Raw genomic sequence first — 1,793 nt, 5'->3', positions numbered from 1 at the left:
GAGCAGCGCTTCGAGTACCGTATCGGCGAGCAGGGTGTGGCGAGCGGCGATTTTCGTGCCGAGAGCATCTACTTCCTGCTGACCGCCCGCTTCTATGATGGCGATCCCAGCAACAACTACCATAACCGGGATCGCTACAAGGCGGGGGATCCCCATTGGCGCGGCGACTTCAAGGGCTTGATCGCCAAGATCGACTACATCAAGGATCTCGGCTTCACCGCCATCTGGGTGACGCCACCGGTGGAGAACCGCTCCGGCCTCGACTACCACGGCTACCACGCCTACGACTTCTACCGGGTCGATCCCCGTCTGGAGTCGCCGGGGGCGGGTTACCGGGAGTTCATCCAGGCGGCCCACGCCAAGGGGCTCAAGGTGATCCAGGATGTGGTGCTCAACCACTCGAGCCAGTACGGCCTGCGCGGCAAGACCTGGATCGATCGCCTGCCCGTCAAATACTACGTACCGGCGGGGTCGAGCCAGGGGCTCATCAACAACGGCCCCTATCAGGGCAACCTCGGGGACTACGCCAGCGCCAACCGCTGTGACGACGACAACCCGGTGGCTCCCGACTGGTACAAGGCCCGCTGCCAGTCCGATCCGGCGGGCACCCAGCCTCTGGTGGACCCCAAGACAGGCGCCACCGTGCCGAGTGCTGGCTACAACCCCAACCGCTTCTTCGGCATCGACGCCCAGACCCTGGATCCCGCCTGGTATCACCTGGACGGTTTCATGTCAGGCGGTGACTGGGAGAGCCCGCTCGCCCTGCAGCGCAAACACATGGCGGGGGATTGCATCGATCTCGCCACCGGCAACCAGAACGTCAAGGACTACCTCAACGGCGCCATCCGCCAGTACCTCGACATGGGGGTTGACGCCATTCGCATCGATACCTTGAAGCACATCGAGCGGGACGAGCTGCTGACCTATGTCCACGACTGGCAGGCCCACAAGCCGGGGTTGTTCGTCTTTGGCGAGAACCTGGTCAAGGGCACCGGCTGGGGCTCTGAGCTGGCCAACGACAATGCCTCGGCGGTGATCCGTCCCTGGTGGTATACCCGCACCACGCCGAACCCGGCGGATCCCCGGGCAGGGGGCGATTCCGGCCTCTCTGTGCTGGACTTCTCCCTCTTCTCCACCTTCCGTGACAACGTCACCCGGGGGAGCTTTGGCGGGGTGGGCGGGATCTTTGCCATGGACTGGGTCTATGGGGATGCCACCAAGCTCATCACCTTCTTCCAGAACCATGACGTGGGGCCGGATAACGACTTCAAGTACCGCTACGGCGGGGAAGAGGGCAATGCGGCCATGACCTACAACCTGCTCTGGACGGCGCGGGGCATCCCGACCCTCTACTACGGGGAGGAGGTGATGTTCCAGGCGGGCAAGCCTCAGGATATCGACGGGGCCACCATGACGGTGGATCAGACTGGTCGTGCCTACTACGGGGAGGTGCTGGACAACCCGGCCACTCCGAGCCACCCGCTCTACCAGCACATCAAGCGCCTGAACCAGATCCGCAAGGCGGTGCCCGCCCTGCAGAAGGCGCCCATGAGCCAGGTGAACGAGTGGAGCAGCGGCATCAGCTTCGTGCGTGACCTGAGCGCTCAAGGCAGCTATGCTGCCGTGGGCCTCGCGGCCAGTTCGGCCCAGCAAATAAACCTGAGTGGCCTGAAGAACGGCACCTATACGGATGCGGTGACCGGCGCGAGTCAGAACGTCAGCAACGGCAGTCTGAGCTTTGCGGTGCCCGCCTATTCGGCACGGGTCTGGGTACTGAACGGCCCGGGCAAGGT

1 protein-coding gene is annotated in these 1,793 nt (G+C 63.9%); it reads left to right on the top strand.

Annotated elements, in window-relative coordinates:
• The coding region (locus G5358_RS20950; protein ID WP_421324868.1) for an alpha-amylase family glycosyl hydrolase at positions 1-1,793 on the top strand (1,793 nt) is incomplete at both ends.

It is taken from the genome of Aeromonas sp. 604176 (genome assembly GCF_049170755.1).
Taxonomy (GTDB): Bacteria; Pseudomonadota; Gammaproteobacteria; order Enterobacterales; family Aeromonadaceae; genus Aeromonas; species Aeromonas veronii_A.
The sequence above is the reverse complement of the archived record's forward strand: the minus strand, read 5'-3'. Positions and strand labels throughout refer to the sequence as shown.